Here is a 17,289-nt window from a genome sequence, read left to right on the forward strand (position 1 = left end):
AATGCCGCGGAGAGCCGGCGAACGGCTCTGACTGGAGGACTCTCAAGACATGTCCGTCGTACAATTTGCAGTACTGGACACCGGCTCCAACCGAACACTTGCCGAACGGCTGATCGATCAGCTCGCCGATCGCATCGGCGGCCTCGGCGTGGAACTCGCTGACATCGCCGGCAACGTCCAGGAAGTCGCAAGCCGCGTCGCGAACCAGTCGGAGCGGTTCCACCACCTGCAGGAAACCGCCGAGACGATGGTCTCCGCCAATCACGACATTGCCAATGCGTCGCAGGCGGTGCAAACGACCACGTCGGCGGCGGTCGGCGAGATCGCGCAATCGCGCGGCGCGGTCGACGCCGCGGTCAGCCACATCTCCGAGCTTGTCGCGGCGGTGGAGCGGATCGAAGCGCGCTTGAGCGCCGTCGGTTCGGCGCTGGCACAGGTGGCAAAGGTGTCCGGGTCGATCGAGGCGATCGCGAAGCAGACCAACCTGCTCGCGCTCAACGCCACCATCGAGGCGGCACGCGCCGGCAACGCCGGCCGCGGTTTCGCGGTGGTCGCAAGCGAGGTCAAGAACCTCGCGGAAGCCACCCGCCAGGCCACACACCAGATCTCCGACACCATGCGCGATCTCGACGGCCAGATCGAAGGCCTGATCGGCGAGAGCAGCGATGCCTCGCAGCGCGCAAAGACCGCCGGCGAAGGCGCCCAGCGGATCTCCGGCATCATCTCGCGGGTCCAGCAGGGCTTCGCCTCCGTGGAGGCGGAGATCGGCAGCGTCACGCGCGCGGCGACCTCCAATCTCGGACACTGCGACACCGTCATCAGCGAGCTCAACGAGCTCGCCAAGGGCGTCGACCTCTCCTCGCGCGATCTCAAGAACGCCGATCAGCGCGTGACCAAGCTGCTCGATACGTCCGAAGGCCTGATCGCACTGATCGCCGACAGCGGCGTGGAGACATCCGATGCGCCGCTGATCCGCGTAGTCGTCGAGACCGCCAAGCGGATCTCCGACGAGTTCGAAGCCGCCATCGGCCGCGGCGAGATCACGCTCGACCAGTTCATGGACGAGAACTACCGGGAAATCCCCGGCACCGATCCCAAGCAGTACAACACTGACTACGTCGAATTCACCGACCGCGCGCTGCCCGCGATCCAGGATCCGATTCAGAAGTCCGATCCCCGCATCGTGTTCTGCGTCGCCTGGGCCAAGGGCGGCTATCTGCCGACCCACAACCCGAACTACCGCCTGCCGCAGGGCAAGGACCCGGTCTGGAATAACGCCAATTGCCGCAACCGCCGCCTGTTCACCGAACGCGCGGTGCAGAAGGTCGCGGCCAACACCAAGCCGTTCCTGCTGCAGACCTATCGCCGCGACATGGGCGGCGGTCAGTTCGTGCTGATGAAGGACCTGTCCTCACCGATCATGATCCGCGGCAAGCACTGGGGCGCCTTCCGGATGGGCTTTCGGCAGAGCTGAGGACCGCTCCAGCGGCCCTTGGAGTCGAAAACCTGAAAAACAACCCCATGCACAGTAGCCAGGGCGAGCAGAATCAATGGCTTAAGTGCCGGACGAATCCGTGGCTTAGGCGGCTCGTAAAGCGGTTGCGCCGTCGGGCAAAACAGGTGCATACTGCTATTATTCCGAAATCTTCAACCCCTCCTCTTCCCTTCTCCCCTTCCGAGAGAAGCCGATTTCGATAGGCCGCACGCTGTACGGCCTTCCGGGCCTACGCTGAGGTGGCCCGGTAGCTGTGCGTGCCAAATCAACGGACTACTTCTTTTGCTCTGTGGTCGTCGCAGTGGCCGGGGTGCCGTCGCGAGCGTCCCGTCGCTCGTCGCGTCCTGTACGCCGTGCTTGCCGCCGCTCCGTGCGGCCGGCGCGGCGCTCCTGGCGGCGCTCTGTTCGCCCGCTACGTCGCTCCTGGCGGCGTTCTGTGCCCGACTTGGGCGCGTCGGCTGGCGGCGTCGCAGGCGCGGCGGCTGGCGCAGTGGTTTGGGCCACCGCCTCTGAAGCTGCAAAAATTGAGGAGGAGGCCACAAACCCAAACACCGCTGCGCATCCAAGGAAAGTGAGTGCGTTGCGACGACAGACCTGTTTCGGCTCCGAACGTTCATTCATGTTCAGGCTCCCGGTTGCTGCCCCGTCAGAGCATGTCACCAGCGCCGGTCCCCGACTTATTGATCTGGATCAACTTCGCCGGGCGCTTCAAGCCACGTTGGGATTTCGGTCGATGGGATCGACACTCTCGGAAAGTGAGGGATGATAGTCCCTGCAGTGACGATCAGTCCGTCGTTGAATTTGGTTCGCGCAAAATCCTTAGCTGCTGCTTCGCTTTCAAACGTGTTCGTTAGACGCGGGTGTCGCCGTCTTGACAGTGTGCCGTCCGGCGGCACTTCAAAAGTGACGTACCAAGTGTGCTTCATGCCCTAATGCCGCCCCGGCGGTACTAGTGCCTATCCCCGCCAGACCAAGAAAAGCCGCCACCGGGACGAAACGATGACGGCTTCTTGCTGGCTTGCGAAACCGGCCTTTACCGCCCGGCTCCAACGCGATTGACGCCACCATTCGCATTGCCACCGGCGTTGTGGCGGACTGCGGCGCGGGCCACCGGGCGCGGCCTGAGCACGACGCCTGCCCGGGCAACGCAACCCGCCGGATATTCTACGTACTGGCAGTAAATCACCGCCTTGGCTGGGGTTGGACTAAGCGACAGGGTTGCAAGCCCAAGCAGGCCGCTGGCGGCAATGCCCGCGACCGTCACTGACTTGATCGAAAGAAGCTTCCTCGGATGCATGGCGGACCTCCCTCTTCGCACTTGCGTCACCGAAGGGTGACGGAAGCCGCCTCAGGTGCGGCTGAGCATAGCGTAGGCGTCGCAGTGCGCGGGTTCGATTGATCTACATCAACCTCACGCGCAGAGTGAGCCGCAATCTCGCGAGCGGGGCTCAATGAATTCATGGAAGGGTTCCATCATGCTCCGCTATATTCTCGCTCCTCTTGCCGCCTTCGTTTTGCTCATCGTCTGCTTGACCCCCGATGATGCCGAGGCTCGGCGCGGCGGAGGTGCCTATCGGGGTGGCGGCGGTTACCGCGGCGGTGCGGTCGCGGTTCGAGGACCGCGGGGCGGCGGCGCTGTCGCAGTGCGCGGCGCAGGCTACCGTGGCTACGGCTATCGTGGCGGTTATCGCGGCTACGGCTATCGGGGCTACGGTGTGGGAGCGGCAGCGGTAGGCGCGGCTGCCCTTGGCACTGCTGCGTACCGCCGCAGCTGCTACGATGCTTACGGGAACTATATTTGCGCCTATTAATCCGTGGCGACGCGCGATAGCGCGGGTTGCCCTCTGTGCGCGCAAACGCTGACGGTGACCGTCCGATGATGGCGACCTGCGTCATCGGTCTGCAGGTACTCTGGGCGACGCGGCCTATTGCAGGGACCGCGCGACCGCGTCGCTATGAACTCTTGCGGACCTGTTTGTGTCAGAATTGCCCCGCAGTTTCCCTTGTCTCCGCTTGTTGATAATCTGATCGAGCGGATACGGTACTCCACTTGGATCGGGGCTCGGAGTGCGATGCTTTTCTGGCTGTCTCGCTCATGGCGAACCTGTCGCGTGCGGAGCCTCACCGTTGCGTTGACCATCGCATTGTTGATCGCGACGACAAGCCAAAGTGCGGCAGTTGATCCACAGCCAAAGCGAGTACTGATGCTGCATTCATTCGGTCTTAGGTTCAGACCTTGGACTGATTATTCGGAAGCCCTTCGCGCCGAGCTGAGCCGCCGGGCATCCATTGAATTTCAAGACCAATCGCTGCTGAATGCCCGGCGAAGCAGCGACAAGTCAGACGCCCCCTTTGTCGAGTATCTTCGTTCCCTCAATATAGACCAGCCGCCCGACCTGATCGTCGCGATCGGTGCGCCTGCTGCCAATTTCGTGCAGGCTCATCGCAAAGACCTCTTTCCAACTACGCCGATGCTGTACACTCTGGTAGAGCGACGCCGCGTCGACTTCGATAAATTGACCAAGTACGACACCGTCGTGGCAATCACGAACGACGATCGTGTTTTCTTTGAAAATATCCTGCAGGTCCTACCTCAAACAACTACGATTGCCATCGTAGTCGGTGCTTCGCCGAGCGAAACCTGGTGGCGTAACGAGGTCGCCAAGTCCACCGTGCGGTTCGCGGATCGTGTCCATTTTCGATGGTACAACGAGCTCTCGTTCGAAGACATGCTCAAGGATGCCGGCAACCTTCCGCCGCACAGTGCTATTTTCTGGATTGGATTGAATGTCGATGCGGCGGGAGTGGCGCATGAGGGCAACAGTGCGTTTACCCGATTTTACACCGTAGCCAATGCGCCCATCTTTTTTCACGACGAAAGTTTTTTTGGAGAGGGCATCGTCGGTGGACCAATGCAGGTCGTTTCCAGACAAAGCAAGCAGGCGGCGGAAGTCGCGCTTCGCATCCTTAACGGCGAAAATGTCGCCGACATCAAGCCGACTTTTGTCCCGCTGGCCGCGCCTATGTTTGACTGGCGGCAACTGCAGCGGTGGGGGATTTCCCAAAGCAGACTGCCGCCTGACAGCACGGTTTACTTCCGGGAGCCCACGTTGTGGGAGCGATATCGGTGGCAAATCACGTTCACTATCGCGCTTGTCCTCGCGCAAGCGGGACTGATCGCGCTTTTGCTGTTTGAGCATCGTCGGCGTCAATTCGCCGAAGTACAGTCGCGACAGCGCATGGCTGAACTGGCCCACGTCAATCGCTTCGCGACCGCTGGCGAACTGACCGCTTCGATTGCTCACGAGATCAACCAGCCGCTCGGGTCTATTCTGACGAACGCCGAAACCGCAGCCGCGATCCTGCAATCGCAGCGTCCCGATATCGCTGCACTTTCCGATGTTGTTGAACTCAGGGAAATCGTGAACGATATTTTACAGGATGACCGGCGTGCCACCGAGGTCATTCGCAGGATGCGCAGCCTCCTAAAGAAGGCGCCGTTCGAATTGAAGCAACTGGACCTCAATGAGGTTGTGCAAGAGACGATCAGATTTCTTTCGGCGCTAACCGTCAGCCGAAAATTCGAAATGGCCACCGTGATCACGGCGGATGCGCTACCGATCCTCGGCGACCGCATTCAGCTTCAACAGGTTGTTCTGAACCTTGTAATGAACGGCATCGAGGCGATGAAGGATATGCCGCCTGAACATCGCAGCATCAGCATTCGGACTTCGCGCGTTGAGAAGTTTGCGGAGTTATCCGTGTCGGATCGCGGGCCCGGCATTACCGAAGATAAACTAAACGAGGTTTTCGAACCGTTTTACACCAGCAAAGCGGAAGGCATGGGCATGGGCTTGTCCATTGCGCGCACCATTATCGACGCGCACAACGGGTTCATATCAGCGAGAAATCGGGAGCACGGCGGTGCCTCGTTCACGATCAGGCTTCCCTTCGTCGGCTGATCACAACGGCGGCCATACGCGGAGACCGACCCCTCACCCGAGTGAGCCTGCGTCTACCGGCATCGCGGCCCTCTCCCACAAGGGGAGAGGGCACAACAATGAGCCGCTGCAATTGATCCCGTCAGACGTGCTCGCCGTCTGACTTCCACAATCGCACGACTTTCGTCATCGCATGATTTTGCGCATTCGCACGATCATCTGCGGCAATGAACGGCGCATGTGAAGAAAAAGCGTCAGAAAATGACGCTTATCATATCAATTAGCCTAAAATCACCGCAGCGATCGCCGCACAAATTCGTGAACGTCATGGCCTGACGCGTTCGCTTCGCAAATATGCATTGCTGAAAATGTCGACGCTTCATCGTTTCGCATCGATATGATTATTGTGCGCGCGAATTCGATGACTAGATCGCCGCAAGCGATCGAGCGAGCAAGGGGATGCATATGGCAACTGTTCTCACCATCAACGGCGAAACGAAATCGTTCGACGCGCCACCTGACATGCCGCTGCTGTGGGTGCTGCGCGACGTCCTCGGGATGACCGGCACCAAGTTCGGCTGCGGCATCGCGCAGTGCGGCGCCTGCACGGTGCACGTCGATGGCAAGGCAGTCCGCTCCTGCGTCTTGCGGGTCAGCGCGGTCGCGAACCGCGCCATCACCACGATCGAGCATGTCGGCAGCACACCGGCGGGCGCAAAGGTGCAGAAGGCCTGGCTCGATGCCGAAGTGATCCAGTGCGGTTACTGCCAGTCCGGCCAGATCATGGCGGCCGCGGCGCTGCTGGCGGCAACGCCAACCCCCGACGACTCCGACATCGACGCCGCGATGGCGGGCAACATCTGCCGCTGCGGCACCTATGTGCGCATCCGCGAGGCCATCAAGCAGGCGGCCTCCGCCCGTCAGTCGTGAGGTCCGCCATGATCGCCGACAAGACTCTTCCCGAGGTCTCCCGCCGCTCGCTGCTGACTGGCGGTCTCGCAACCGGTTTCCTGCTCGCCTTCCATCTGCCGCTGCGCGCCGCGGTCAACGAGCCTGAGCAGCCGCGCGATACCACCGACGGCAAGTTCGCGCCGAACGCCTTCATCCGGATCGAGGAGACCGGCCGCACCATTCTCCTGATGCCGCAGGTCGAGATGGGCCAGGGCGTCTATACCTCGATCTCGATGATCCTGGCCGAAGAGCTCGATGCCGATTGGGCAAAGGTCGCGGTGCTGCACGCGCCGCCCAACGACCAGCTCTACGCCAATCCCGCCTTTGGCCTGCAGGCGACCGGCGGTTCGACCTCGATCCGTGCTTGGTGGAAACCGTTGCGCTCAGCCGGCGCCAGCGCGCGGGCGATGCTGGTGCAGGCTGCCGCGGCGCAGTGGCAGGTCGAGCCTGCAAGCTGCTCGACATCGAAGGGCGAGGTCGTGCATGCCGCAAGCGGCCGCAGCCTGTCCTACGGTGCGCTGGCGCTCGCCGCGCAAAGCCAGACGCCGCCGAAGGACGTGCCGCTCAAAGATCCCAAGGATTTCGTGATCATCGGCCAGCCGCTGAAGCGGCTCGACACGCCAGACAAGGTCAACGGCAAGGCCGTCTACGGCATCGACGCAATCCTGCCCGGCATGAAGATCGCCGCGATCGCCAATTGCCCGGTCTTTGGCGGTAAGGTCGGCAAGGTCGACGACAGCGCGGCGGTGAAAATCCCGGGCGTGCGCAAAATCGTGGTGCTCGAGGACACGGTCGCAGTGATCGGCGACCACATGTGGGCCGCGAAGAAAGGCCTCGATGCGCTCAAGATCGAGTGGAACGAGGGACCGAACGCGAAGCTCAGCACACAGGATATCTGGCAGGATCTGCGCGCCGCCAGCGCGAAGGACGGCGTGGTCGCGAAATCGGTCGGCGACATCGCCAAGGGGCTCGCGAGCGGCGACCGGTTCGAGGCGAGCTTCGAACTGCCGTTCCTTGCGCACGCCTCGATGGAGCCGATCAACGCCACCGTTCACGTCAGGCCTGATGCCTGCGAGATCTGGACCGGCACGCAGATCATGACGCGGGTGCAGTCGGAGGCGGCGAAGGCCGCGGGCCTCCCCGTCGACAAGGTGATCGTCAACCAGCATCTGCTCGGCGGCGGCTTCGGCCGCAAGCTCGAGCCGGACATGGTGGTGGCGGCCGTGAAGATCGCAAAACAGGTCGACTACCCCGTCAAGGTGATATGGACCCGTGAGGAGGACATCCAGCACGACGTCTATCGCCCGGTCTATCGCGACCAGGTCACGGCATCGCTGGTCGACGGCAAGGTCGCGGCCTGGAAGTACAAGGTCGCCGGCTCGGCGGTGATTGCGCGCTGGCTGCCGCCGGCGTTCCAGAAGGGTATCGACATCGACGCGGTCGATGCCGCCGTGGATGCGCCCTACGATTTCGCCGACTTCCATGTCGAATATGTCCGCGCCGAACCGCCGGCGGTGCCCACCGGCTTCTGGCGCGGCGTCGGTCCGAACAACAACGTGTTCGCGGTCGAATGCGCTATGGACGAGCTGGCGCGCAAGGCCGGCAAGGACCCCGTCGAATTCCGCCGCTCGATGCTGACGAAGAATCCGCGCATGCTCGCGGTGCTCAATCTCGCCGCCGAGAAATCCGGCTGGGGCCAACCGCTGCCACCGCGGGTCGGCCGCGGCATCTGCGTGCAGCCGTCGTTTGCGAGCTTCCTCGCGACCGTGGTCGAGGCGGAGATCGACGATCTCGGCGAGATCGTGCTCCGCCGCATCGTCTCGGTGGTCGACACCGGCATCGCGGTCAACCCCGATACGGTGAAAGCGCAGATCGAAGGCGGCCTGGTGTTCGGCCTCACCGCAGCGCTCTATGGCGAGATCACCATCGAGAAGGGCCGCGTGCAGCAGTCTAACTTCCACGACTACCGCATGATGCGCATCAACGAGACACCGAAGATCGAGGTCTTCGTGGTCAAGAGCGGCGAGGCGCCCGGCGGCATCGGTGAGGCCGGCGTCAATGCCGGACCGCCGGCGCTGCGCAACGCCATTTACGCGGCAACCGGCGTCGCGCTGCGGCGCCTGCCGATCGATCGGAAACTGCTGGCTGCGGGGAAAAAAGCATGAGCGGCAAGATGCGTATCCTCACTGGCATCGTCGTGATCGCCATTGTCGCGGTGGTATCAGGCGTCTGGTTCATCCGCGGGCCCGGTCCGCTCGACTTCGCCGGCGGCACCAAGGTGGCGCTGGCGGATTACCGCGCCGGCAAGCCGGCCGGCGTGCCGGCCAGGCTGGAGAAGGCGAGCCTGGTTGAACGCGGCGAATATCTGGCGAAGGCGGCCGACTGCATGGTTTGCCACAGCAAGCCGGGCGAGAAGGATTATTCCGGCGGGCTCGGCTTCAAGCTGCCGTTCGGCACGCTTTATTCCACCAACATCACGCCGGACAAGGACACCGGCATCGGCAATTACAGCGACCAGGATTTTCTCAACGCCGTCCAGCGCGGCAAGCGCCATGACGGCGCCCGGCTTTATCCGGCGATGCCCTACACGTCCTACACCTACATGACCGACGAGGACGTGCTGGCGGTGAAGGCCTATCTGTTCAGCCTGCCGGCGGTGCGCGCGAAGCCGCCGGAGAACACGCTGTCGTTCCCGTTCAACCAGCGCTGGGCCATGATGGTCTGGTCGGCCGTGTTCAATCCCGACACGCGCTTTGCGCCTGATACGTCGAAGAGCCCGGAGTGGAATCGCGGCGCCTATCTCGTGGAGGCGCTGGCGCATTGCGGCGAATGCCACACGCCGCGCAATCTCGGCTTTGCGCTGGACAACCGCAAGAAATTCGCGGGCGCGATCACGGCCGGCTGGCGCGCCTTCAACATCTCCTCCGACAAGGCCACTGGTCTCGGGAACTGGCGCGACGAGGACCTGATCTCCTATCTGTCGCTCGGCCACGCGCCGGGCCACGGCTCGGCATCGGGGCCGATGGGTGAAGCGGTCGACCACAGTTTCAGCCAGTTCGCGCCTGAGGACATAAGCAGCGTCGTCGCCTACTTGCGCAGCGTGCCGCCGCAGCCCTCGCCCGACCTGCCCGCAACCACAGCGCCGGTCGCGCCCGCCTCGCACAAGGACGGCATCACGGCAGATCTGCGCGGCAAGAAAATGTTCGCCAGCGCCTGCGCCAGCTGCCACGGCTGGAGCGGCGAGAGCCCGGTCTCGCCGATGGCGACGCTGACCGGCACCTGGGCCGTCAACGACCCCGCCGCCATCAACGTCGCGCAGATCGTGATCTCGGGCACCAAGCGCCACACGCCGGATGGGGCGCTGTCGATGCCGGCATTCGGCAGCGCCTACAGTGATGACGAGATCGCGGCGGTGGCGAATTATGTCACGGCGCGGTTCGGTGCGAAGGGATCGAAGCTGACGGCGAAGGATGTGGCTGAGTTGAGGGAGCAGACGGCGGAGTAGGTCCCAATGTCGTCCTGGCGAAAGCCAGGACCCATTACCCCGATTGCCTGTTTGGCACGACACTTTCGACCGCGAGCCTGCCCATTACCACGGCCGGTGGTAATGGGTCCTGGCTTTCGCCAGGACGACACTGAGTGTGTGGCGAGCTGCGCGAGAACTCAGCTCAACCAGAATTTCGGCGTTGCCGGCTCCAGCCGGCCGCCGGCGCGCACCGGGGCAATCCGCAGTGCGAGTCCGGTCGCGTCATCCGTCTCCACGGCCACGCCGCTGAGCGTCGCCGGGCCCGCCGCCGGCTCGAACCGGCCTGACGGGATCCCGGAGGTGAACCTCCGCAGCGGCTCCTCCTTCTGCATGCCGATGATGGAATCGTAGTCGCCGGTCATGCCGGCATCGGTCATGTAGGCGGTGCCGCCCGACAGGATCTGGTGGTCGGCGGTCGGCACATGGGTGTGGGTGCCGACGACGAGGCTGGCGCGGCCGTCGCAGAAGAAGCCGATGCCCTGCTTCTCGCTGCTCGCCTCGCAATGGAAGTCGACGACGATGGCGTCGGCGGCAATGCCGAGCGGGCAGGCACCGAGCTCGCGTTCGAGCGCAGCGAAAGGATCGTCGAACGGGGTCATGAAGACGCGGCCGAGCGCGTTGACGACGAGCGCGTGCTTGCCGTTCTTGGTCTCCACCAGCGCAGCGCCGCGGCCGGGCGTGCCGCGCGGATAATTCGCGGGCCGCACCAAACGCTCGGCGCGCTCGATGAACACCAGAGCTTCGCGCTGGTCCCAGGAGTGATTGCCGAGCGTCACCGCGTCGGCACCGGCGTCGAGAAACTCCTGATAGATAGCTTCCGTGATGCCGAAGCCGCCGGCCGAATTCTCGCCGTTGACGACGACGAAATCGAGCGACCAGTCCTTGACCATGCCGGGCAGATATTCGGCGATGGCGTTGCGCCCGGCACGGCCGACGACATCACCCACGAAGAGAATGCGCAACTTCAGAACTCCGGAAATCGAATACGTCCGATTCCGTTAGCACATAATCCAGCGCCACGTCGTGGGATAGTGCCGGAACCGCCTTGATCTCCTGCGCTGCAAAAGCGAGCCCGATGCCGACGATATTCTTCGCTTTTCGCAAATGCGCGAAAGTGTGGTCGTAGTGCCCCGCGCCGTAGCCGATGCGATGGCCGAGACGATCGAAGGCAGCGAGCGGCGTCAGCATGATGTCGGGAATGACTTCAGCGGCCCCAGGCGACGGCTCGGGAATGCCGAGCGGGCCGAGCATCAGGCGATCGTTCGGATGAAAGACGCGGAAGATCAGCGCCTGGCCGCGCGCGGTGACGCAAGGCAGCGCGAGCCTGGCGCCCTGCTCGGCGAGCTTCTTCAGCAGCGGCATCGGATCGATCTCGCTGCGGATCGGCGAATAGCCGGATACGATGCTGCCGGGCAGGAGCTGGAACGGCAGCCCGCGCTTGGCGAGCCTGGCGGCGGCGGCGGTGCGTTTCTTTTCGCTCAGCGCATCGCGCGCCGCGAGGGCTTTGGCACGGAGTTCGGCTTTGGTGTTGGTCATGCGCTTGCCCCCGAGGCAGAGCTACCCCCGCTGTCATCACCCGCAGCGTGTCGGGGACGCAATTTCGACAGGCACGAACCAGAAGGAAGAAAACAAAAGTGCGAAGCCGCGAACGCCGTTGAAGCACTCGATCCCGGAGTTCCCTACGAAAGTAGGTGGGCACCATATGTCCGAGCCCACGGGCCCGGCCAGGGACAGTTCCCTAAAGGATCGATAAGGCCCCGGGGATATTATGGCTCCTGACGCGCGTCGCAGCCTCGCTTGGCCAATGTAACAACGATGCTGACGAATCGCCAGCCCGGTGAAGGGTCAGCCGATGGCGATCCCGTTGCCGACGGTGCGGTTCAGGACCTGGGTCGACTTCTCGATGCGCTCGGCCGCGGAGTTCAGGGCGTTCACGACCGCGGTCTGAGTCAGCCGGGCGCGCTCGACGGCGGCGTTGCGGAAATCCCGCAATTCGGTCAGCTCCTGCTCCATGGTCCGGATGCGGTTGCCGGCGTCGACCAATTCGTCGCAGACGGTCAGCGCCGCCATCACGGTGAGCCTGGCATCGCCGATCTCGCCGAACTTTCCGCGCAGCGACTGAATCCGCGTCTCCAGGCTTTCGGCGAGCTTGAGCAGCCGCACCTCCTGGCCTTCCTCGCAGGCCATGCGGTATTGCCGGCCGTTGATGGTGACGTTGATATGGCTCATCCGTCCTCTCCGGTATCGAGCACCGAACGTATCGTGACGATCGCGGAATCCAGCCGATCGGAGATCTCGCGGCTGGAGCGCTCGAGCTTGCGCGCCTTCACCAGCGCGCCGTCGAGTTCGTCGGCAAGGCGCGAGCGGTCCGCGCCCAGCGCCTGGATTCGCGCCGCGAGCTCGTTCTCGTCGCGATCGGCGTCGCGCCGCCGCTCCACCGCGCTTTCGAGCGAGTCGAGCGCCGCCATGAGCCTGCGGGTCGCGATCTCGATCTCGACGGCCGAGGACTCGGTCATGGCAGAGCTGTTGGATACGCGATCGTTCATGCAGTCAGCGGCGGAACCTGTGGCCTATCTGGTGGCATTTACCTTGGGGCTTGCCGTCCGGCAAAAGACTCGGTTCGGCAAGCGGTTAGAAGCAGAAATTTACGTGGCAAGCTAGCGGAGCGCAACGCCGCCACGAAACTATGCACTGCTAAGCAACTTTTGCGGCCAAACCGGCGTTTGATTGCCTTGGCCTGCCGGAACCGAGATGCTATCCCAGCCGCGACCCCAGCGGCCGAAAGGCTCCTTCCGGCGCGGCCAAATCCAGCCACAAGCGCCTCTTTTCAGACGGATTTTCAGACATGACGCAGGTCGATCACAACCGTATGGCCAATGCGATCCGCGGCCTTGCCATGGACGGCGTCGAAAAGGCGAAATCGGGTCATCCGGGCCTGCCGATGGGCGCCGCCGACATGGCGACCGTGCTTTTCACGCAATTCCTGAAATTCGATGTCGCCGCGCTGGACTGGCCGGACCGGGACCGCTTCGTGCTCTCGGCCGGGCACGGCTCAATGCTGATCTATGCGCTGCTGTATCTGATCGGCAGCCCCGAGATGACGATCGACCAGCTCAAGGACTTTCGCCAGTTGGGATCGCTGACCCCAGGACATCCCGAGCACGGCCACACCAAGGGCATCGAGACCACCACCGGTCCGCTCGGCCAGGGCATTTCCACCGCCGTCGGCATGGCGCTCGCCGAGAAGATGCTCGCCGCCGAATTCGGCAGGAAGATCGTCGATCACCACACCTATGTGATCGCTTCCGACGGCGATTTGATGGAAGGCGTGTCGCAGGAAGCGATCGCGATGGCCGGGCACTGGAAGCTCAACAAGCTGATCGTGCTGTATGACGACAACGGCATCTCGATCGACGGTCCGACCTCGATCTCCGATTCCGTGGACCAGGTGAAGCGCTTCAAGTCGGCGGGTTGGGCGGCCGAAAAGATCGACGGCCACGACCAGGCGGCGATATCCGCCGCGATCACGCGCGCGCAGAAATCAAACAAGCCCACGCTGATTGCGTGCCGCACCACCATCGGCTTCGGCGCGCCGCACAAGGCCGGCACCAACAAGGTCCACGGCGAAGCGCTCGGCGCCGACGAACTCAAGGCCGCCAAGGAAAATCTCGGCATTTCGCTGGAGCCGTTCTCGGTGCCCGACGACGTGCTGAAAGCCTGGCGCGCGGCCGGCAGCCGCGGCGCGGCGGCACGACAGGAATGGGAAGCAAGGCTCGGTGAACTCGGCAGCCGAAAGCGCGCCGAGTTCGAGCGTCGGCTCCGTCACGAGCGCCCGGCAGCGCTGGCAAAGGCGTTCAAAGGCTACAAGAAGGAGCTCTTGGAAAAGCCGATGAATGCGGCAACCCGCAAATCCTCGGAAGCCGTGATCGAAGTCATTGCCGGCGCGATGCCGATGGAGTTTCTGGCGGGCTCGGCCGACCTCACCGGCTCCAACAACAACAAGGCCAAGTCGGCAACCGCGTTCTCGGCCAAGACGCCGAAGGGCCGCTTCATCCATTACGGCATCCGTGAGCACGGCATGTGCTCGGCGATGAACGGCATCTTCCTGCACGGCGGTTTTGCGCCGAACGGCGCGACCTTCCTGGTGTTCACGGATTATGCGCGGCCGGCGATGCGGCTCGCCGCGTTGATGGGGACCGGGGTCGTTTATGTGATGACCCATGATTCCATCGGCCTCGGCGAAGACGGCCCGACCCACCAGCCGGTCGAACATCTCTCGGCGCTTCGCGCCATTCCCAACATGCGCGTGTTCCGCCCCTGCGATTCCATCGAGGTCGCCGAATGCTGGGAGCTTGCGCTCAACCGCATCGACGGTCCGACGGTGCTGGCGCTGACCCGGCAGAACCTGCCACAGCTGCGCACCACCGCGCCGAACGAGAGCCCCTGCCGGTTCGGTGCCTACGAACTGGTGGCCGCCCAGGGCGAAGCCAAGGCGACGCTGTTTGCTTCCGGCTCCGAGGTGGAGATGGCCGTGGCCGCCCAGAAGCAGCTCGCCGAGCGCGGCATTCCGACCCGGGTGGTTTCGGTTCCATCGCTCGAGCTCCTGTTAGCGCAACCAAAGGAACGCCGCGACGAGATCATCGGCAACGCGCCCATCAAGGTCGCGATCGAGGCCGCCGTGCGCTGGGGCTGGGATGCCGTGATCGGCCAGGATGGCGAATTTATCGGCATGCACTCCTTCGGCGCCAGCGCCCCTCTCAACAAGGTATTCCAGCACTTTGGCATTACCGCCGAGGCCGCGGTTAACGCCGTTCTGAAACGCGTTTCCTGAGAGTTGAGATTGCCGAAAAAAAGGACTACCTAACTCCCATATGATCAAGCCCCGCCCGGCCGAACCGGGCGTCCGCCCTAAAAAAAACCCTCGCAGGCGCGCTAGCGCGTTGTGCGGGATGACAACGGTCATTGAAGGAGACGAAACATGGCAGTCCGCGTCGGAATCAACGGTTTTGGCCGCATCGGCCGCAACATCCTGCGGGCCATCGCTGAGTCCGGCCGCAAGGACATCGAGGTCGTCGGCATCAACGACCTCGGCCCGGTCGAGACCAACGCCCATCTGCTTCGCTTCGACAGCGTCCATGGCCGTTTCCCCGGCACCGTGACCGTCGATGGCGACACGATCAGCCTCGGCGGCAACAAGATCAAGGTGACCGCCGAGCGCGATCCCTCGAAGCTGCCCTGGAAGGATCTGGGCATCGACATCGCGATGGAATGCACCGGCATCTTCACCTCGAAGGACAAGGCCTCCGCGCATCTGACCGCTGGCGCCAAGCGCGTTCTCGTTTCTGCGCCCGCCGACGGCGCCGACGCCACCATCGTCTACGGCGTCAACCACGACACGCTGACCCGGGAACACCTGGTCGTCTCCAACGGCTCCTGCACCACCAACTGTCTTGCGCCGATCGCCAAGGTGCTGAACGACCTCGTCGGCATCGAGACCGGCTTCATGACCACGATCCACGCCTATACCGGCGACCAGCCGACGCTCGACACCATGCACAAGGATCTCTATCGCGGCCGCGCGGCTGCGATGTCGATGATCCCGACCTCGACCGGCGCCGCCAAGGCGATCGGCCTCGTGCTGCCGGAACTGAAGGGCAAGCTCGACGGCGTCGCGATCCGCGTGCCGACCCCGAACGTCTCGGTCGTCGACCTCAAGATCGTGGCGAAGCGCGCGACCGATCCGAAGGAAATCAACGAGGCGATGAAGCGTGCGTCCGAGCAGCAGCTCAAGGGCATCCTCGGCTACACCACCGCGCCGAACGTCTCGATCGACTTCAACCACGACCCGCACTCCTCGACGTTCCACATGGACCAGACCAAGGTGCAGAACGGCACGCTGGTGCGCGTGATGTCCTGGTACGACAACGAGTGGGGCTTCTCCAATCGCATGGCGGACACCGCCGTCGCGATGGCGAAGGTGATCTAAGCAAGACGCGTCACGGCACAGCCGGAGAACGCCATGACCTCGCAACTCGTCGCCCTCGCGCTCCTCTTGGCGTTGATGGGCGGCCTGTTGTTCCTGTTCTTGCGATCGGGCTCGAAGATCAAGCCCGATCCGGATCGGAAGATCGAGGACTGGCCCAACATTACCCAAGGCGGTTCAGGGGATCCCTCGTGACCAACAAATTCCGCACCCTCGACGACGTCGACGTGAAGGGCAAGCGCGTACTGCTGCGCGTCGATCTCAACGTGCCCATGGAGAACGGGCGCGTCAGCGACGCAACCCGGCTCGAGCGCGTCGCGCCGACCATCACCGAAATCTCCGACAAGGGCGGCAAGGTCATCCTGCTCGCGCATTTCGGCCGGCCGAAAGGGCGCGATGGCAAGGACTCGCTCAAGCCCGTTGCCGAGGCGCTCGCCAAGGTCGTGAAGAAGCCCGTCGCCTTCGCCGACGACTGCATCGGCGAGCCCGTGGCCAAGGCCGTGGCGGCGCTGAACGACGGCGACATCCTCTGCCTGGAAAATACCCGCTTCCACAAAGAGGAAGAGAAGAACGATCCCGCCTTTGTCGCGGAGCTCGCAAAACTCGGCGACATCTGGGTCAATGACGCGTTCTCGGCCGCGCACCGCGCCCATGCCTCGACCGAAGGCCTCGGCCACAAGCTGCCCGCCTATGCCGGCCGCACCATGCAGGCCGAGCTGGTCGCGCTGGAGAAGGCGCTGGGCTCACCGACCAAGCCCGTCATCGCCATCATCGGCGGCGCCAAGGTCTCGACCAAGATCGACCTGCTCGAAAACCTCGTGAGCAAGGTCGACGCGCTCGTGATCGGCGGTGGCATGGCCAACACCTTCCTGCACGCCCAAGGCGTCGGCATCGGCAAGTCGCTGGCCGAGAAAGATCTCGCCGCGACCGCGCTGCGCATCATGGAGAAGGCGGAAGCCGCCAATTGTGCCATCATCCTGCCGGTCGACGCCACCGTCGCCTATCATTTCGCGGCCAACGCGCCGTCGCACGCCTACGGCCTCGACGCGATTCCGGCCGACGGCATGATCCTCGACGTCGGTCCGCAATCGATCGCACGTGTCCACGCCGCGATCGACGATGCGGCGACGCTGGTCTGGAACGGACCGCTCGGTGCGTTCGAAATGCAGCCGTTCGACCGCGGCACGATGTCCGCCGCCAAGCATGCCGCCGAGCGCACCAAGGCCAAGAAGCTGATCTCGATCGCGGGCGGCGGCGACACCGTGGCGGCCCTCAACCAGGCCCATGTGGCCGGTCAGTTCACCTATGTCTCGACCGCCGGTGGCGCATTTCTTGAATGGATGGAAGGCAAGCCCCTGCCCGGCGTCGAAGTTCTGCGCACCAAGTAATCGGT

The 17,289-nt window shown here is 63.6% G+C and carries 16 protein-coding genes and 1 other RNA gene; 11 read left to right on the forward strand and 6 right to left on the reverse strand.

What is annotated here, in order from left to right; all coding sequences use genetic code 11:
• The first annotated feature begins 49 nt into the window (after positions 1–49).
• On the forward strand, positions 50–1,474 hold the full coding sequence (locus AC0L3S_RS17480) for a methyl-accepting chemotaxis protein (protein ID WP_473280083.1): 1,425 nt from the start codon (positions 50–52) through the stop codon (positions 1,472–1,474).
• A gap of 1,054 nt (positions 1,475–2,528) precedes the next feature.
• Here the strand turns inward: AC0L3S_RS17480 and AC0L3S_RS17485 are convergent.
• Positions 2,529–2,792 carry a hypothetical protein gene (locus tag AC0L3S_RS17485; RefSeq protein WP_456766261.1) on the reverse strand — a complete coding sequence of 88 codons (264 nt, stop codon included), beginning with the start codon at positions 2,790–2,792 and terminating at the stop codon, positions 2,529–2,531.
• A gap of 178 nt (positions 2,793–2,970) precedes the next feature.
• Here AC0L3S_RS17485 and AC0L3S_RS17490 point away from each other — a divergent pair, with 178 nt between their 5' ends.
• The 5 genes from AC0L3S_RS17490 (at position 2,971) to AC0L3S_RS17510 (ending at position 9,892) form a co-directional block, all read left to right on the forward strand.
• Positions 2,971–3,306: a hypothetical protein gene (locus tag AC0L3S_RS17490; protein WP_473265329.1), complete on the forward strand. Its 336-nt coding sequence runs from the start codon at positions 2,971–2,973 to the stop codon at positions 3,304–3,306.
• A gap of 261 nt (positions 3,307–3,567) precedes the next feature.
• Positions 3,568–5,457, forward strand: coding sequence for a sensor histidine kinase (locus AC0L3S_RS17495; RefSeq protein WP_473280085.1), 1,890 nt, complete (start codon positions 3,568–3,570; stop codon positions 5,455–5,457).
• Positions 5,458–5,901: 444 nt separating this feature from the next.
• Positions 5,902–6,366: a (2Fe-2S)-binding protein gene (locus AC0L3S_RS17500; protein ID WP_473280087.1), complete on the forward strand. Its 465-nt coding sequence runs from the start codon at positions 5,902–5,904 to the stop codon at positions 6,364–6,366.
• 8 nt (positions 6,367–6,374) lie between these two features.
• Positions 6,375–8,552, forward strand: coding sequence for a xanthine dehydrogenase family protein molybdopterin-binding subunit (locus tag AC0L3S_RS17505; RefSeq protein WP_473280089.1), 2,178 nt, complete (start codon positions 6,375–6,377; stop codon positions 8,550–8,552).
• The gene (locus AC0L3S_RS17510) at positions 8,549–9,892 is read left to right on the forward strand and encodes a c-type cytochrome (protein ID WP_473265337.1); all 1,344 of its coding nucleotides are present in this window, start codon (positions 8,549–8,551) and stop codon (positions 9,890–9,892) included. The genes AC0L3S_RS17505 and AC0L3S_RS17510 overlap by 4 nt, the downstream gene beginning before the upstream one ends.
• 158 nt (positions 9,893–10,050) lie before the next feature.
• On the opposite strand, the gene AC0L3S_RS17515 is transcribed toward AC0L3S_RS17510, so the two are convergent.
• From AC0L3S_RS17515 to AC0L3S_RS17535, 5 genes are all read right to left on the reverse strand, one after another.
• Positions 10,051–10,875, reverse strand: a complete 825-nt coding sequence (locus AC0L3S_RS17515; RefSeq protein WP_473265339.1) for a TIGR00282 family metallophosphoesterase — start codon at positions 10,873–10,875, stop codon at positions 10,051–10,053.
• Positions 10,853–11,449, reverse strand: a complete 597-nt coding sequence (locus AC0L3S_RS17520; protein ID WP_473265341.1) for a 5-formyltetrahydrofolate cyclo-ligase — start codon at positions 11,447–11,449, stop codon at positions 10,853–10,855. Before AC0L3S_RS17520 ends, AC0L3S_RS17515 begins: the two co-directional genes overlap by 23 nt.
• 99 nt (positions 11,450–11,548) lie before the next feature.
• Positions 11,549–11,710: non-coding RNA, 6S RNA (gene ssrS, locus AC0L3S_RS17525), on the reverse strand.
• 48 nt (positions 11,711–11,758) lie between these two features.
• The gene (locus tag AC0L3S_RS17530; RefSeq protein WP_007599950.1) at positions 11,759–12,142 is read right to left on the reverse strand and encodes a cell division protein ZapA; all 384 of its coding nucleotides are present in this window, start codon (positions 12,140–12,142) and stop codon (positions 11,759–11,761) included.
• On the reverse strand, positions 12,139–12,459 hold the full coding sequence (locus AC0L3S_RS17535; RefSeq protein ID WP_026232773.1) for a DUF4164 domain-containing protein: 321 nt from the start codon (positions 12,457–12,459) through the stop codon (positions 12,139–12,141). The genes AC0L3S_RS17530 and AC0L3S_RS17535 overlap by 4 nt, the downstream gene beginning before the upstream one ends.
• On the opposite strand from AC0L3S_RS17535, the gene AC0L3S_RS17540 reads away from it, so the two are divergent.
• From AC0L3S_RS17540 to AC0L3S_RS17560, 5 genes are all read left to right on the forward strand, one after another.
• Positions 12,428–12,574 carry a hypothetical protein gene (locus AC0L3S_RS17540; RefSeq protein ID WP_473280157.1) on the forward strand — a complete coding sequence of 49 codons (147 nt, stop codon included), beginning with the start codon at positions 12,428–12,430 and terminating at the stop codon, positions 12,572–12,574. The two genes, AC0L3S_RS17535 and AC0L3S_RS17540, sit on opposite strands and share 32 nt — an antisense overlap.
• A 184-nt stretch (positions 12,575–12,758) precedes the next feature.
• Positions 12,759–14,744 carry a transketolase gene (gene tkt / locus AC0L3S_RS17545; RefSeq protein WP_473280091.1) on the forward strand — a complete coding sequence of 662 codons (1,986 nt, stop codon included), beginning with the start codon at positions 12,759–12,761 and terminating at the stop codon, positions 14,742–14,744.
• A 147-nt stretch (positions 14,745–14,891) separates the two neighbouring features.
• Positions 14,892–15,899, forward strand: a complete 1,008-nt coding sequence (gene gap, locus AC0L3S_RS17550) for a type I glyceraldehyde-3-phosphate dehydrogenase (RefSeq protein WP_027515515.1) — start codon at positions 14,892–14,894, stop codon at positions 15,897–15,899.
• Between the two features lie 33 nt (positions 15,900–15,932).
• On the forward strand, positions 15,933–16,091 hold the full coding sequence (locus tag AC0L3S_RS17555; protein ID WP_247406375.1) for a hypothetical protein: 159 nt from the start codon (positions 15,933–15,935) through the stop codon (positions 16,089–16,091).
• Entirely contained in the window at positions 16,088–17,284 is a 1,197-nt protein-coding gene (locus AC0L3S_RS17560) for a phosphoglycerate kinase (RefSeq protein WP_473280093.1), read from the forward strand. Before AC0L3S_RS17555 ends, AC0L3S_RS17560 begins: the two co-directional genes overlap by 4 nt.
• Positions 17,285–17,289 lie beyond the last annotated feature (5 nt).

The organism is Bradyrhizobium sp. Ken01 (assembly GCF_055807355.1).